Source organism: Ereboglobus luteus, from assembly GCF_003096195.1.
In the GTDB taxonomy this organism is placed as follows: Bacteria; Verrucomicrobiota; Verrucomicrobiia; order Opitutales; family Opitutaceae; genus Ereboglobus; species Ereboglobus luteus.
This window is the reverse complement of record NZ_CP023004.1, coordinates 1101252-1115583: the sequence shown is the minus strand read 5'-3', so window position 1 is coordinate 1115583 and position 14332 is coordinate 1101252. Positions and strand designations below refer to the sequence as shown.

The following is a 14332-nucleotide window of genomic DNA, read 5'->3' as shown; positions in this document are numbered from 1 at the left end:
ACCCCGCTCTTGATTTTTTCCGTGCGCGGCTAAAATCCTTTTTCTCTTTCGACACTTTCACAAACCAAACACACAACAACTCAACACGCATTATTCGCATCATGTCCGACAAAAAAACCGACGCACAAACCGCACCGCAAAAATTCGAGTTCCAGGCCGAGATCAAGCAGCTCCTCGATATCGTCATCCACTCGCTCTACACCGAGAAGGAAATCTTCGTGCGCGAGCTCGTCTCGAACGCCTCCGACGCGCTCGAAAAATTCCGCCACCTCCAGCTCACCGAAAAAAATCTCCCCGACGACCAGCGCCCCCTCGAGGTCAACATCACCACCGACGACAAGGCTGACGAAAAAACCATCACCATCGCCGACGACGGCCTCGGCATGACCAGCGCCGAGCTTGTTGAAAACCTCGGCACCATCGCGCATTCCGGCTCCAAGGCCTTCCTCAAGGCGCTCGGTGAAAACGGCCAGAAAAACGCCAACCTCATCGGCCAGTTCGGCGTCGGTTTCTATTCCGCGTTCATGGTCGCCAAGCATGTGCGCGTCACCTCGCGCTCATGGCGCGCCGACGAGCCCGCGCACACCTGGTCGAGCGACGGCTCCGGCTCCTACACCATCGAAACCGCGCCCGCCGACACCCCGCGCGGCACCTCCATCGCCATCACGCTCAAGGACGATTGCGCCGACTTCGCCGGCGAGTCGCGCATCAAGCAAATCCTCGAGCACTACTCCGCCTTCGTCTCCTTCCCGGTCAACCTCAACACTAAGCGCATCAACACCGTCCAGGCGCTCTGGCTGCGCAACAAAAACGAAATCAAGCCCGAGGAATACACCGAGTTCTACAAGTTCCAAGCCCACGCCTGGGACGAGCCGCGCACGCACCTCCACTTTTCCGCCGACGCCCCGCTCGCCATCAACGCCCTCCTCTTCGTGCCCAACGAAAACCCCGAGCGTTTCGGCATGACGCGCCTCGAGCCCTCCGTCGCGCTCTACTGCCGCAAAGTCCTCATCGACTCGCGCCCGAAAGACCTCCTCCCCGAATGGCTCCGCTTCCTCAAGGGCGTCGTCGATTGCGAGGATCTTCCGCTCAACATCTCGCGCGAAACCATGCAGGACAAGGCGCTGATCGACAAACTCGGCAAGGTCATCACCAAGCGCTTCCTCAAGCACCTCGACGAACTCGCGCAAAACAACGCCGACGCCTACGCCGACCTCTACGCCCAGTTCGGCATCTTCCTCAAGGAGGGCGCCGCGCTCGACTTCACGCACAAGGAGCAACTCACCAAGCTCCTCCGCTACGAATCCTCGCTCACCGAAAAAGGCAAGACCACCTCGCTCGCCGACTACGTTTCGCGCATGAAGGAAGGCCAAACCGAGATCTACTACCTCATCGGCGCCACCCGCGAATCGATCGAAAGCGGCCCCTACATCGAGGGCTTCAAATCGCGCAACCTCGAAGTCCTCTACTGCTACGAGGCCGTTGACGATTACGTGATGAGCAACGTCCGCGAATTTGACGGCAAAAAACTCGTCTCCGCCGACAGCGCCGACCTGAAACTTCCCGACGCGCCCAAGCCGCCCGCCGATGAAAACGCGCTCTCCGAAACCGACACCGCCGCCCTCGTCGAATGGCTCAAGACGACGCTCGCCGCGCGCGGCGTCGCCGAGGTGAAGTCGAGCGACCGCCTCACCGATTCGCCCGCGCTCGCGCTCAACGCCGACCCCATGCCCGCGCACATGCGCCGCATGATGCGCGCCATGCGCCAGCAGCAAGCCGCCGCGGGAACCGACGGCAAGGAAGGCGAAATCCCCGCCGAGCCCCCGCTCAAGGTGAATCTCGAAGTCAACCCGCGCAGCGCCGTGATCAAGCGCCTTGCCGACGCGCAAAAAACCGCGCCCGAAAAAGCCGCGTTGATTGCCGAGCAAATCCTGGACAACGCCCTCATCAGCGCTGGCCTCCTCGACGACGCCAGCAAAATGGTCGCGCGAATCTACAAGCTGCTGGAGACCGCGTAAGCATAACGGAGTGGCGGCTTTCCTGCCGGCGGACGAGGCGAAGCCTCGCAGTCCTTGAGTTTTCGTCTCTTGGACAAGGCGACGACTTCGTCGCGCCCGGTGTTCGGATGCAATTCGACCGTTGACGTTCGCAGCGACAACAAAAACGTTGTCGTCCATAAACCCACTCCTTTTCCCCTCGACCGCCTTGGCCTAATGTCACTGCTAACCAGAAGAAAAATACGATGCCTAATATCGAGTTAACTTTTGATAACGTTCCCGTGCGCATAATGGATGGGCCATATCTGAAAGACGGAAAACCTTCAGTCACGGCGGTCAAACACTACAAAAGCTTGGTCAAACGATTGCCGGAGCTTCGCGCATTTGCCGCCAAAGAATTGTGCTCTCTCTACAATGACACTTGGCTTGATGAGAGCATTGGGACCGTGGATGAGAAGCGATTTGCCCACATGTTGACCAACCCAAGCATTCACCTGTTCGACGAAGTCGGGGCCTCCGTGGTATATTTCGACGATGCAGGATTATTCGCCGGCCATAGTATCGAAGTCTCAGTCGAAGATGGCACCCCAACTTCTGCAGACATCATCGGGTAACTGATAAGAAAAAAGGTTGGATTAGAAGCCCGTTGCACCTCCAAAATGACTGTATCAGCATGAGTATCATGAAATGGGTCAAAAATAATTACACTTTAATTCATTGGTAATGAATGAATTAACTTTTAATTGAAAAAACATTTCAATTTCTTGTTGACGAAGACACCTGAATTTAATCTTCTTTGCTTATCAATTTCACTTCTCCCGCATAGCGGGAGTTTTGGGGTAACTAAGAAAGCAAATGGCCGGTCGCTTAGGGGTAGGCGACCGGCCAACTTTTTTTACCGATTCGAAGGTTGCTGTTTTACTGAAAACACACGGCCCCAATGACACTTCCCGGAAGCGCGCATTGCGTGGTGCGCATGCTCATGAGTTGAGCCCTTGGCGAATCATTGAGATGGCGATTGCGGCGAGGAGCATGGAGATGATTTTCGAAATCGCCTTCATGCCCGTGATGCCGATCAGTTTTCCGAGTTTGTCACTCCACGCCAGCGCGAGCACGACGAGCGCGAGATTCGCCGCGAGCGCGGCAAGCGTCATCACAAAACCGACCATGTCGACGCAGATGAACAAAGTCGCGATCACCGCCGGCCCCGCGATGAGCGGCATGCCCAGCGGCACCACGCCAAAATCCTCCGAAAGCGTTTGCGGCGCCGACTCGCTCGATGTGAGCAGATCGCGGGCGGCCAGGATCAACAGGATAAGCCCGCCGGCGATTTGAAAATCGCCCGGCGTGATATACAGCGCGCGAAAAATCGCCTGTCCGAGAAACAAAAATAACAACGCCACGCCCGCGCCCGTGAGGATGGCCTGGCGCGTGATGCGCTTGCGCTTTTCCATGGGGATGAGCGGGGTGAAACCGAGATACAGCGCCGCAAGCCCGATCGGGTCCATCGCGACAAAAAGCGGAATGAATGCCTTAAGAAATTTCTCAGCCAATTCAATCATGCCGCGAATCATCACAAAACGCGCGCCAAGGGCAAACCAAAGTGGAGGCGGGCGCGTTCCCCCGCCGTTTTATAAAAACAAGCGACGGGACACCGCTTCCACTTTGACACATCCCGAAAAATCCATGCGCATACATGGCATCATGCGAATTTACTTCATGGGCATTTGCGGCACGGCGATGGGCAACGCGGCGCTGCTTGTGCGCGCCGCCGGGCACGAGGTGCTCGGAGCCGACTCCGGCGTGTATCCGCCCATGAGCACCGTGCTCGCGGCGGCGGGCATTTCGCTCCACGAGGGCTACGATCCCGCGCGCCTCGAAAAACTCGCGCCCGATCTCGTCGTGATCGGCAACGCGATGTCGCGCGGCAATCCCGAGGTCGAATGGCTTCTCGCCGGGCGCGCTATTCCCTTCACGTCGCTCCCCGCGTTGCTGCACGATCACATCCTCGCCCGGCGCGACAACATCGTCGTCTGCGGCACGCACGGCAAAACCACCACCACCGCGATGACGGCGTTTCTCCTTCGGGAAAACGGATGCGATCCCGGCTTTCTCATCGGCGGCGTTCCGCAGGATCCGCCCGTCGGCAACCACCTCGGTGCGCCCGCCGATCCTTTTGTGATCGAGGGCGACGAATACGACAGCGCGTTCTTCGACAAGCGCAGCAAGTTCATCCATTACGCGCCGCGCGTCGCCATCCTCAACAACCTCGAGTTCGACCACGCCGACATCTTTCGCGATCTCGCCGACGTGAAACGCACGTTCACGCACCTCACCCGCCTCGTGCCGGGCAATGGCGCCATCGTTTTTAATGGAGACGATGCCAACCTTTGCGAAGTCGTCGAAAAAGTGACCTGGTGCAAAATCCTCGGTGTTGGCACGGGCGAGAATAATTTTGTGCGCATCGCCGACTTTTCGGAGGACGCGGACGGCATATCCTTCACGCTTCTCTGGAACGGTGCCGAGTGGACAAAAATCCGCATGGCCACGCCCGGCCTTTACAATGCCCGCAATGCCGCGATGGCGGCCGTGGCGACGGCGCTAAGCCTTGGCGGGGCAAAGCCTCCGGCTGAGTCGCAAGCGTTAGTTTTTCCTAACAATTTCGGCTTAACCGGAGGCTTCGCCCCACCCAAAGAGAGTCTTCACATCGCCGGGCCATTCGCCCGCTTTCGCGGAGTGAAACGCCGTCAGGAAACACTTGTCGCCACTCCCGCGCTCACCGTGGTTGAGGATTTTGGGCATCATCCGACCGCGATTGCCGAAACACTAAAATCATTTCGCAACCGTTTTCCCGGCGCAACGCTCACGGCGGTTTTTGAACCGCGCAGCAACACCGCGCGCACGCGCGCACTGCAAGACGATTTTGCCGCCACACTTGTTTTTGCCGACGAAGTTTATCTCGGCCCGGTTAACCGCGCCGAAAAACTTTCAGCTGACGAGCGCTTCGACACCGCCGCTGTGATTCAACAACTCGCCGCGCGCGACATCCGCGCCGGGGCGTTTTCGAGCAACATCGCGCTTCTCGAAAAACTCACCGCCGCCACGCTTCCGGCAGATCCCTCGAATCCGCGTGCCGTGATCTTTTTCAGCAACGGCAGCTTCGACGGCATCATCGCAAAATACGCGAAGGCGGCGGCGTGACGCGGACTGCCCTTAGCAGACCCGCACCACGGGCATCTGCAACAACTGGCCGAGTTTTTCGATCTTTTGCGCGATGTGACCGACGCCAACCGCGCAGTGATGCGCGGGGCCGTGGCTGTTCCAGCGATTCACAAACTCGCGCGCACCGCACTTGAAGCGATAGCGGCTGTTTGTGTTGCCGATGGCGAGAATCGGTCCCGGCACCGACTCCGCTTCCGCGCAGAGCAGGCCGATTTTGCCGTCGCCCGTCTCGACCACCGCGAGCATTGTCACCGGCCCGTGACGCACGGCCATCTCGACCGAAATGCCGCTGCCGACCTTGCCGTGGTAAACCGTGAGCGGGCGCACCTTGGTTTTGCCCTCGGCGATTTTTATGTGCCCCGGGCCGTCGTGTCCCATGAGCACGACATCGTCCGCGAAATCCATCGCGTAGTATTCCGTGAACGAGCCGCCCGCGCCAAACAAATCCATGATCTTCATCGCTTGCGCGTTCTTCACCTCATACTCGCCCGCGACGGGAACGCCGCGACCGGTCAGCATCGACGTGCCGAGTATGATTGAGCTGATCGCGTCCTCGCATTCCTTCACGCCGGAGCCCTTGTGGAAATACGCCATCGAGCCCAGGCGATAATCCGCGACCAGCTTGTCGAGCGCGACGGATGTGCGCGCGGCTTCCGCGAGCGCGTCGTCGCCGCAGTCGGGCTGCACGTCAAATATCTCGCGAAACTCCGCCACGCGCGCGGCGATTTTATCCGCGGCGACCTCGCGCCGGCGCGCAACCAGCTCCTCGACTTCGAGCATTTCGACATGCGTGCCAAACGTCGCGCATTGCAGCGTGACGTCCGAATAAATGTCCAGCATGCCGCCGTAATAGTGCCCCATCAATCCGAGCCGGTTCCCGGCCATGCCGGCGGCCACGCGCGCGGCCTCCACCCACGCGTCGACCTCCGACCAGCACACGGGGTCGTTCTCAAGCACGCCCGTGACTTGGTGGAACCGCACGCCCGCGCGCTTGAAAACATTGGCGATTTCCGGCACCGGGCACGCCGCGCAATGCGCGAGCCACTCGCCCGTCATCCGCGTGCGATCGCCCATGTTGTTGAAAGTTTTGTAGTCGATCGCCGGCTCGGGCGCGAGATTGAGCACGATCACGGGCACCCGCGCACGCTGCACGACCGGCAGCACCGTCGAGGACAGCGCATACGTGGTGACATGCAAAAAGATCAAGTCCACATCCGCGCGCCGCAACTCGCCGCCCGCCTCGCGCGCCCGGTCGGCATTGTCAACGAGGCCGACATTCACCACCTCGACATTTGGACGCGCCAGTTTTTGCGCGACCCGCGCCAAATAACCCTCAAGCCGTTCCTTCAGTCCGGAAAACTGGGGCCAGTAGGCGTCCAGACCAATGCCAAACAAACCGATTCGAAGCGTGGACGCATTTTGGGGAGCATTCGGTGGATTCATGGTTGCGAAGCTTAGCGTGTGGACACAGCGTTGTGAATTGTCTTATTGCTTTTTTTCATATAAAAAATGTCCACCCCTGACAAAACCGCCCGTGATTATTTTCGCTACTTCGCAACGCCGCCCGAAATGAACATATGGGGGCTGGCGGTGACCGCGTCGGGGTTCACCCGCATTCCGCCCGGCGCCCGTTATCCCATGTCCGCGCATCCCGACGACCACGCGCTGAACTGGACGCGCGGTCGCGTCCTTGACGCGCTTCAAATCGTCCTCATTGAGGAGGGGCGCGGACGGTTTGAAACCCGCCAGACGGGGCTGGTCGAAGTCGGTCCGGGCGCGGCGTTCGCCCTGCTGCCCGGCGTCTGGCACCGCTACCAGCCCGACCCGCAGACCGGCTGGGTGGAGAGCTGGCTGGAGGCGCGCGGCCCGCTCGTGACGCGCTTGATTTCGAAAAAAATCATCAATGCCGCCCAATCCGTGCGCGCGAACGTGCTCGCGACTGAAATGGAGGCGTCGTTGCAACGCCTGCACTCGCACTCAAGGGAAAACGGCGCGTCGCACGACCCGGCGCGCAGCGCGTCGGCCTACGCCGTCCTCGCCGCGTGGGAGCAGGCGGGCCGGATTGAGAATGCGCCCCCCACGCGCCTGAGCCATTCGGTCGGCCAGCTTGAGCGCATCCTTGCCGAGCGTTACACCGAGGCGGTGAATGTGCGGGAGCTGTCCAAAAAACTCGGCGTGGCCTACTCGCATTTGCGGCGCGCTTTCAAGCAGCATACAAATTATGCCCCCTGGCAATATGTGATAAATCTGCGCATGGCGCACGCGCGCCGCCTGCTTGCGTCGACCGACACAACCCTTGATGAGGCGGCGGCCCAGCTCGGCTTCAGCTCCGCCTTTCACCTGTCGGCCACCTTCAAGCAAGTGCACGGAATTTCGCCGCGCGCATGGCGGCGCAATCTTGTGAACCATGACAAGGCGAACGCCGGCTAGGGCTTGGGTTGGCACCGGGGCTCAGGTTGTCGCGATGCCGAGGGGCTTGATGGTTTTCCAATCGCCACGGGTGAAATCGGGGATGCCGACGGGGAGGCTGCCTTCCTGGACTGATTTTGCCGACAGTTCGAGGATGCAACTCCAGAGCGCGGCGTCGTAAACCGTCATGTCGGGCGTGAGACCCTTGCGGATGCAATCAAGCAGGCGGTAGCTCATGACATAATCCATGCCTCCGTGGCCGCTGTTCTTGGCGCGTTCCTGCAATTGTTTGTAGAGCGGATGGTCGAACCTTTCGCGCATGACCTTAAAATCGTCGTCCTTGAGCCAGCCGTGGCTGCTCTTGGCCTTGAGGTTGTATTTTTTCGGATCATCGAGCGCGAGGCGGTTTGGGTAGCCGAAAAACGTGCCGCCGGTGCCGCTGAGGGCGTTGATGCGGCTGTAGGGTCGCGGGCTGATCACGTCGTGCTGGATCATGATGGAGCGGCCCAGCTCGGTTTTGACGAGGGTGGTGTTCATGTCGCCGCAGACGTATTTCTCGCCGGCGTGGCGCCCGTCGTTTGGATTCTTTTCCCTGAGCCACTTGGAAAGGCCGGCCTCGGGCGAGCTCATGGAGACGAGATATTTCATCTGGTCGCCGCGCCCGATACCCATGTATTGGCAGACGGGGCCGAGGCCGTGCGTGGGATAGAGATTGCCGTCGAGGGTCTTGTGGTATTCGCGGCGCCAGTCGCCCTCGGTGCCCAGTTTGAAGAGCATGCCGCGCAGGTCGTGGATGTAGGCGCACTCGGCGTGCGTGAGTTCGCCGAAAACACCCTCGCGGGCCATGTTGAGCACGAAGAGTTCGTTGCGGCCGTAACAACAGTTTTCCAAAATCGCGCAGTGGCGCTGGGTTTTTTCCGAGGTGTCCACGAGCTTCCAGCACTCGTCAACAGTGACGGCGGCGGAGACTTCCACGAAGGCGTGCTTGCCCGCCTCCATCGCCTTGACGCTCATTTCGCAATGCCATTCCCAGGGCGTGGCGACGTAAACGACATCGATGTTGTCCTGCCGCAGGAGGTTTTCCCAGGCGCGGTCGCCGCCGGAATAGGTTCTCGGGGTCTGCCCCTTGTCCCCGGCGCGCTTGAGCATCATGGCGACGCGTTCCTCGCGGACGTCGCAGATGGCGGTGACTTCAACAAAGGGGATGTTCAACAGGTCCTTGAGCAGCGAGCCGCCCCGGCCCCCGCAGCCGATGAGCCCGACGCGAACTTTTTCAATCGGCGTGGTAGTCAGGGAATGGACGGGTTTTTGTCCGGCGGGGCGGCGGCGTGTCTGGCTGATGTTTTTGGCGCGGCTGCGCACGGCGCCGAATCCGGGTTCCGCGCCGGCCGCGCGGGAGGGTGCCATTCCGGCGAGGCCGATGCCCAGCCCCGCGAGGGCTGTTGTTTTGAGGAAGTCGCGACGCGAGTGGTTGTGTTGGGTGCTCATGGGGATGATGTTGGTAGTGAAAGATTATGAGGCGGGTGTCGGGTGCAACAGGTAACAATAGAAACGAAGCGTTTAAGAAACCTCTTTTGTAATCGCCGGTCAATGCGGCAGGTTTGTTTTTCCGCGCGCGGGGGCGGAGTCCGGGCGGCGCGGGGTTCTGAGGATGCCAAAGGAATCCAGTCGGTTGCCGTTGAAGTTCCGGCGGGCGCGGGGCATCGTCTTTTGAAAATTTGATATTCATCATGGAATTACCAGTAAACGAAGGTCCCGCATTTGATGTTGTTGTTGTCGGCGGCGGCGTGTCGGGAAGTGTCGCGGCAATCGCGGCGGCGCGTTGTGGCGCGCGGGTGCTTGTCGTCGAGGAGCAGGGATTTCCCGGCGGCTCGCTCACGGCGATGGGCGTGGGGCCGATGATGAGTTTTCACAATCCCGCCGGGGAGCAGGTGGTGCGCGGGATTCCCGACGAGATTATCGGGCGGCTTCGCGAGCGCGGCGCGAGCACGGGGCACATCGCCGACACGACGACTTATTGCAGCACCGTCACGCCGTTCGACAGCGAGGCGCTCAAGATCGAGCTCGAAACCATGCTGGCCGATGAGGGCTGCGGCATGCTTTATCACACGCAACTCGCCGCGGTTGAAACCGATGCCGCGGGCGGCATCGCGCGCATTATCGTGTGCAACAAGGCCGGGCTCACCGCGATTCGCGCGAAGGTGTTTGTCGACGCCACCGGCGACGGCGACCTCGCGGCGCGCGCGGGCGTGCCGTTCCAGCTTGGCCGGGAAAAAGACGGCGCGGCGCAACCGATGACGATGAACCTCAAGCTCGCCAATGTTGATACCGCCGCGATTCGCGCCTACGCGCTCGCGCATCCGGAGGATTTTCTCTGGCATCCGCGCGGGCCGGAGGAGGGCGCGCGCCGCTTGCGGACCTCGCCGCGCATCAGCCTGGCGGGATTCCTCGGCGCGTGGAAGGCCGCGCGCGAACGCGGCGAGGTGGATGTTCCGCGCGACCAAGTGCTTTTCTTCGAGACGGCCGAGCCCGGCGTTGTGATCGTGAACACTTCGCGCATCACCGGGCTTGATGCGACCGACCCTTTTGCGCTGGGCAAGGCCGGGATGACCGGCCGCCGCCAGTGCGCGCGGATATTTGATTTTTTGCGCAAGCACGCGGTGGGTTTTTCGAAGGCCATCCGCATGGACACCGCCGCCAAAATCGGCGTGCGCGAAAGCCGGCACATTCGCGGACTGCATGTGCTCACCGCCGAAGACATACTCGGCGCGCGCGATTTTGAGGACGCGATTGCGCTGGGCGCGTATCCAATCGACATCCACTCCGCGGACGGCGCGGCGGTCACGACCACCACGCACCTGCGCCCCGACAGCGCGTATCGCATACCGCTGCGCAGCCTTCTCGTGGAGCGGCCGGAAAACCTGGTTGTCGTGGGGCGCTGCATCAGCGCGACACACGAGGCGTCGGCGGCGTTTCGTGTCACGCCAATCGCAATGGCAATCGGGCAGGGCGGGGGAGTGGCGGCGGCGTTGGCCGCGCTTGGCCAAACAACCCCGGCGCGCGTGCCATTTGCGGAGATTCGCGAGCGTCTTTTGTCGCAAGGCGCGAAGCTGTCCTGATGCGGAAACGCGCGCGCATTGAGTGTTGCAAACTCAACGAGGCGTCTCGCCCGCGCGCAGTTCCACCGCGATGACGGCGCTTCCCCCGGCGGACGCTTTTGCGCGGACGATCAGGATGCGCGTGCCTGGGTTTGGCGCGTCGTAATTGTTTTTGACCGAGGCCCCGGCCGGGATGATTTCGAACTCGCGTTTTTCGCCGTCCACGTTGCCCGCCCACGCGCGCAACTGCTTTCCGTTTTGTGTCAAAAGGGCGTGGCCTCCGCTGTTGTCCTGACTGAGTTGAATTTGGGCTTTTGTCACCATGGCCCAGCGGATTTCGGCGCCGGGCGCGGCGCCCTCGATTGAGTCCTTGATGAAGACGGTGCGCGACTTCGGCTGAAAGCTGATTTCGCGACGCACACTGCCGACTTGACCCGCGAACACGGGGGAAAGGTCGATTTCCACTCCGCTGGATTTGTCCTCGCTGGCCATGATTATTCCATCACGCCAAAATCGCAAAAACTCCGAGCGCCCGCCAACGCGGTGCGGCTGGTTGTCGATGGTGAGCGTGTTGTGCGAAAAATTATTCATGCGAAAAACCGTCCAGCGCTGCGCGTCTTGTGTGCGTCCGAAAATGCGCATGCCTTTTGACTCAAGCGATTCGTAGTTCTGCATTCCGAGGTCGATTGCCCAGCGCACGCCGTCGGCCTCCAGGATGAACGAGCCGGCGTCCATGTGTCCGTGCGAGGCGTTGGCCGCGCCGGCTTTGCAGGCGAGGAAGAGCGCGTTCGGATCGGTCCACGAACTGCGAAACACCGCGACGGGATTTTTGCCCTCGCCCTTCCATGCGAGCGGAAGGCCCGGCTCGGTGTTAGGCGGCGCAAGCCCGGCGTCCGGCCACCAGAGCGCGATGAGCGGGAGAAACCGTTCCCGCGATTTCAAGTTTGGCGGCGCGGCGAGGACGGGGTTGTTCAGTTTTCCGGAGAACCAATACAAAATCGGATCGAAAAAACTTTGGAGCCCGCAGTCGGAAAAGTTGAATTGTTTGCCGGTTGGCCCGGTGAGGTGGAGTTGCGTGTTGGCGCTCGCGAGGAATCCGGGGCTGGCGCAAAGATCCCAATCCGTGCCGAGCGCGGATTCGAGCGCGGCGACGAGGAGCACTTGATACGCCGTGCCGTAGCTCCAATAGCCCGGCCCCTCGGGATAAACGCCGTCGGGCGCGTAGGGCCGCAGTCCGTTCACGATGCCGGCACGCGCGGCCTTGAGCATGTCGCGGGCAAGCGCGGGCTCGTCCTCGGCAACCGCGAGCGCGCCGAGGGAAAGCCCGCCGAGGCAGACTTGGTTCCAGTTGTTTTCCTGCCGGTGCCAGCTGTTTCGCCGGAGCTTCGAATCGATCCCCTCGCGGAGTCCCTTTTCGACGATTGCGCGACGAACGATTGCGCGCGTTTCGGGGGATAGTTTTTCGTGGAGCCAGTCGTAACCGAGCGCGAGCGCGGCGGTCATTTCCGCGACGTCGAGGAAATGCGACGGGTTCCAGTCATCGAACGACGCGGCGGCGAGCATCTCCTGCTCGGCGCGTTGCAGAAACGCATCGTTTTGCGTCGAGCGATGGGCGACGGCGAGTGTGAGCACGCGGCGCAACGCCTCGCGCGAGACGCCGAGCAGGCGGCGTCCGGTGAGTTTGCGCTCGAGCGCCGGAGCGCCGAGGATTGCGCGTGCGTTTTTTTCGAGTTGCGCAAGAAGCGCGTCGAATTGCGGATCGTTGGCGCGATTGCGCGCGCGCCGGTCGAACACCGCCCAGTCCCGCGCGGTGAAAAGAAGGCGCGGGTGCTCCTTGCGCAGCGTTAACAACGGATCATCGGCTGCCGCGCGGGTTGCGACCGCCGGGAAAAACAAGGAGCAAAGCAAAAACGAAAACAGGGCGGCGAGGGGTTTTCTCATGCGCGCATGAAAGACTGGCGGCATTGTTTTTCCAGCCAATAACGAGCGCGAAAATAATGCGCGGCGTGGCGGCGGCGGAAAAACTTTTTTCACAAGACGTGTAACTTTCCGGCGGCCCGGCGTGTTTGATGGGACATGAACTTTTTTACTTCCAAAAAAACAACTCTGTTTCTCGCGACGGCCTGCGCCCTCGCTTTCTTTTCCACTGTCGCGTCGGCCAGAATCGAGCGCGCTGTCGAAAAAACATTTTCGGTTCAATCTGGCGCGAAACTTTCCGTCTCGACGTCGGGCGGCAATGTGCGCGTCGAGCCGGGCGATGTTCAAAGTGTGCGAATTGTCGCCCGGCAAATTTTCCCGCGGGCGAAGAGCGAGGCCGAGGCCGATGAGATTGCGAAATCGCTCGACCTCGTCATGGAGCAGTCGGGCAACTCGGTGAGCGCGTCGGCGAAATACACAAAGGCCACGTTGAGGCGCGCGCCGGTTTGCGTGGAGTTCGATGTCACCGTGCCGCGCGCATGCGATGCCACGGTGACGACTTCCGGCGGCGATGTGTTCGTGGGCGACCTTGCCGGCACGATCAAGGTGCGCACGAGCGGCGGCGATGTGAAGCTCGGGCGGATCGACGGGATTGTCAGCGCGCACACAAGCGGCGGCGATGTGGATCTCGCGGGTTGCACAAAAAACGCGACGCTCGAAACAAGCGGCGGCGACATCGAGACGGGCGCCGTGGCGGGTGATTTGGCGATCACGACAAGCGGAGGCGATATCAAGATAAAAGGAGCCTCGGGCGCGATCACTGCGCGCACAGGCGGGGGCGACATTGAGGCCGTCCTCTCCGAGGTGACGAGCGAGTGCTCGCTGAGCACTTCCGGCGGCGATGTGGAATTGAAGCTGGGCAAATCGTCCGGATTGCTGGTGGACGCAGTGACAAAAGGCGGGCGTGTGAAAACCGAAGGCAACCTGCAAATCGCCCTGCTTGCGGGTGGCAATGGCAAGAACCGCCTGTCGGGCAGAATCAACGGCGGCGGACCGCTGGTCAAGGTTCGCACCTCGGGCGGCGATATCGAGGTGAAGACGCGATAATTTCGGAAGTATTTTGAGATGCCGCGGCCGCTTGAGGGCCGCCGTTTCATCAAAGCGGGTCGCTTGGCTTGGCGACCCGCTTATTGTTTTTGGATTCCTGATGAAGCGCGGCTCGATTTGATAAAAACGACGTCTCCGTTCACAATTTTCAAAACGCCGAGCTCAATTTCGGATTCCAAGGTTTCATTATTAAAACAAGCGGACGTTTTTGTATCTGGCTCGAGATTGTTATTTTCCGTGCAACTCTCATCTGATGTGCCTACTGGGACAAACCGGGTCATGACTTCGGCACGCATGGTTTGATCAACATGGCTCACTGCGGGAGCGCCTTGATCCATCCACCACTTGATGATCATGGCCGCATAGCGGCTTTTTTTATGCCCAATAGCCTCCGCGCGCGCCTCGATTATGCGCACAATATTTTTGGGTATATGAACTCCCACGGTTTCGGCTATCTTGGAACTGCTCACGGGTGGCGTGCTATAAATGAATTATGTTTCACGAGCGCAACCACTGGTGTGAAAAAGGATTTGAACTTCTTGGGCTTCTAGAAATGCGGGTGATTGCACTTGTCGCTTTGCC

The 14332-nt window shown here is 60.6% G+C and carries 11 protein-coding genes; 6 read left to right on the top strand and 5 right to left on the bottom strand.

Going from position 1 to position 14332, the window contains the following annotated elements:
- Positions 1 to 101: 101 nt before the first annotated feature.
- Positions 102 to 2018 (top strand): molecular chaperone HtpG, encoded by a 1917-nt coding sequence (htpG, locus tag CKA38_RS04085; protein WP_108826403.1) that lies wholly within the window; start codon positions 102 to 104, stop codon positions 2016 to 2018.
- Positions 2019 to 2242: 224 nt separating this feature from the next.
- Positions 2243 to 2611: a DUF2262 domain-containing protein gene (locus CKA38_RS04080; RefSeq protein WP_108824350.1), complete on the top strand. Its 369-nt coding sequence runs from the start codon at positions 2243 to 2245 to the stop codon at positions 2609 to 2611.
- A gap of 366 nt (positions 2612 to 2977) precedes the next feature.
- Here CKA38_RS04080 and CKA38_RS04075 read toward each other — a convergent pair whose 3' ends face one another.
- On the bottom strand, positions 2978 to 3559 hold the full coding sequence (locus CKA38_RS04075; protein ID WP_108824349.1) for a MarC family protein: 582 nt from the start codon (positions 3557 to 3559) through the stop codon (positions 2978 to 2980).
- A 124-nt stretch (positions 3560 to 3683) separates the two neighbouring features.
- Between CKA38_RS04075 and CKA38_RS04070 the strand changes: the two genes are divergently transcribed.
- Entirely contained in the window at positions 3684 to 5198 is a 1515-nt protein-coding gene (locus CKA38_RS04070) for a UDP-N-acetylmuramate--L-alanine ligase (protein WP_236919148.1), read from the top strand.
- Positions 5199 to 5210: 12 nt separating this feature from the next.
- Here the strand turns inward: CKA38_RS04070 and CKA38_RS04065 are convergent, their stop codons facing one another.
- Positions 5211 to 6662, bottom strand: a complete 1452-nt coding sequence (locus CKA38_RS04065; RefSeq protein ID WP_108824348.1) for an arabinose isomerase — start codon at positions 6660 to 6662, stop codon at positions 5211 to 5213.
- A 66-nt stretch (positions 6663 to 6728) separates the two neighbouring features.
- On the opposite strand from CKA38_RS04065, the gene CKA38_RS04060 reads away from it, so the two are divergent.
- On the top strand, positions 6729 to 7649 hold the full coding sequence (locus tag CKA38_RS04060) for an AraC family transcriptional regulator (protein WP_108824347.1): 921 nt from the start codon (positions 6729 to 6731) through the stop codon (positions 7647 to 7649).
- 21 nt (positions 7650 to 7670) lie between these two features.
- Here CKA38_RS04060 and CKA38_RS04055 read toward each other — a convergent pair whose 3' ends face one another.
- Positions 7671 to 9116 (bottom strand): Gfo/Idh/MocA family oxidoreductase, encoded by a 1446-nt coding sequence (locus CKA38_RS04055; protein WP_108824346.1) that lies wholly within the window; start codon positions 9114 to 9116, stop codon positions 7671 to 7673.
- Positions 9117 to 9358: 242 nt separating this feature from the next.
- Between CKA38_RS04055 and CKA38_RS04050 the strand changes: the two genes are divergently transcribed.
- A complete protein-coding gene (locus tag CKA38_RS04050) occupies positions 9359 to 10747 on the top strand; it encodes an FAD-dependent oxidoreductase (RefSeq protein ID WP_108824345.1) in 1389 nt (462 codons plus the stop codon).
- 33 nt (positions 10748 to 10780) lie between these two features.
- Here CKA38_RS04050 and CKA38_RS04045 read toward each other — a convergent pair whose 3' ends face one another.
- Positions 10781 to 12667 carry a heparinase II/III domain-containing protein gene (locus tag CKA38_RS04045; RefSeq protein WP_161554716.1) on the bottom strand — a complete coding sequence of 629 codons (1887 nt, stop codon included), beginning with the start codon at positions 12665 to 12667 and terminating at the stop codon, positions 10781 to 10783.
- Positions 12668 to 12802: 135 nt separating this feature from the next.
- Between CKA38_RS04045 and CKA38_RS04040 the strand changes: the two genes are divergently transcribed.
- The gene (locus CKA38_RS04040; RefSeq protein ID WP_108824343.1) at positions 12803 to 13750 is read left to right on the top strand and encodes a DUF4097 family beta strand repeat-containing protein; all 948 of its coding nucleotides are present in this window, start codon (positions 12803 to 12805) and stop codon (positions 13748 to 13750) included.
- A gap of 80 nt (positions 13751 to 13830) precedes the next feature.
- On the opposite strand, the gene CKA38_RS04035 is transcribed toward CKA38_RS04040, so the two are convergent.
- Positions 13831 to 14220: a hypothetical protein gene (locus tag CKA38_RS04035; RefSeq protein WP_108824342.1), complete on the bottom strand. Its 390-nt coding sequence runs from the start codon at positions 14218 to 14220 to the stop codon at positions 13831 to 13833.
- Positions 14221 to 14332: the final 112 nt, after the last annotated feature.

What these genes read in the sequence shown, in the direction of transcription:
- CKA38_RS04080 (WP_108824350.1), top strand. Translation starts at nt 2,243, where the DNA reads ATGCCTAATATCGAGTTAACTTTTGATAACGTTCCCGTGCGCATAATG.
- CKA38_RS04060 (WP_108824347.1), top strand. Translation starts at nt 6,729, where the DNA reads ATGTCCACCCCTGACAAAACCGCCCGTGATTATTTTCGCTACTTCGCA.
- CKA38_RS04040 (WP_108824343.1), top strand. Translation starts at nt 12,803, where the DNA reads ATGAACTTTTTTACTTCCAAAAAAACAACTCTGTTTCTCGCGACGGCC.
- CKA38_RS04045 (WP_161554716.1), bottom strand. Translation starts at nt 12,667, where the DNA reads ATGAGAAAACCCCTCGCCGCCCTGTTTTCGTTTTTGCTTTGCTCCTTG.
- htpG (WP_108826403.1), top strand. Translation starts at nt 102, where the DNA reads ATGTCCGACAAAAAAACCGACGCACAAACCGCACCGCAAAAATTCGAG.
- CKA38_RS04055 (WP_108824346.1), bottom strand. Translation starts at nt 9,116, where the DNA reads ATGAGCACCCAACACAACCACTCGCGTCGCGACTTCCTCAAAACAACA.
- CKA38_RS04050 (WP_108824345.1), top strand. Translation starts at nt 9,359, where the DNA reads ATGGAATTACCAGTAAACGAAGGTCCCGCATTTGATGTTGTTGTTGTC.
- CKA38_RS04065 (WP_108824348.1), bottom strand. Translation starts at nt 6,662, where the DNA reads ATGAATCCACCGAATGCTCCCCAAAATGCGTCCACGCTTCGAATCGGT.
- CKA38_RS04075 (WP_108824349.1), bottom strand. Translation starts at nt 3,559, where the DNA reads ATGATTGAATTGGCTGAGAAATTTCTTAAGGCATTCATTCCGCTTTTT.
- CKA38_RS04070 (WP_236919148.1), top strand. Translation starts at nt 3,684, where the DNA reads ATGCGCATACATGGCATCATGCGAATTTACTTCATGGGCATTTGCGGC.